General features: G+C 46.1%; 1 protein-coding gene. It reads right to left on the bottom strand.

Annotation, left to right across the window (positions count from 1 at the left end; genetic code table 11):
* Positions 1 to 36 precede the first annotated feature (36 nt).
* On the bottom strand, positions 37 to 549 hold a 513-nt coding region (locus tag PEL01S_RS34290), incomplete at its 5' end, for an IS3 family transposase (protein ID WP_127463374.1).

Below are 549 nucleotides of genomic sequence, written 5' to 3'. Positions count from 1 at the left end.
TGGTCATACCCCTGTCAAGTAGACAGATGAAAAAAGCTAAGCTGCCAACGCGCATCGGTACTCAATCGGTGCGCGTTGTTTTAATTTGGCTTGAAAGCGGTGGTAGTTGTACTCGTAAATATATTCTTCCACGGCTTGCTGAATTTCCGCCCGTGAATTAAACTGGTTGAGGTACAACTTCTCTGTCTTGAGATGCGAAAAGAAGGATTCGATGCATGCGTTATCAAGGCAGGTAGCTTTGCGAGAGTGGCTGCCTTTAACGCCGAATGCCTCTAATCGTGTGTTGTACGCCTGAGACGTGTATTGGAAGCCCTGGTCCGAATGGAGCACGGCCTCCGAAACGTCTCTTTTTCTTGTCCACTGCGTAATAGTATCCAGCACGAGTTGGACATCGTTACGCTCAGATAACTGCCAAGCGACGATCTCGTTGTTGAAAAGATCTTGAATAACGGACAAGTAATGAAAATTCGTTCCGTCGGAAATATAGGTAATATCAGTGACCATTTTTTGCTGCGGTGCCGTAGCATGGAATTGTCGTTTTAAGCGATT

This window comes from Paenibacillus elgii NBRC 100335, from assembly GCF_004000865.1.
In the GTDB taxonomy this organism is placed as follows: domain Bacteria; phylum Bacillota; class Bacilli; order Paenibacillales; family NBRC-103111; genus Paenibacillus_G; species Paenibacillus_G elgii.
The sequence above is the reverse complement of the archived record's forward strand: the minus strand, read 5'-3'. Positions and strand labels throughout refer to the sequence as shown.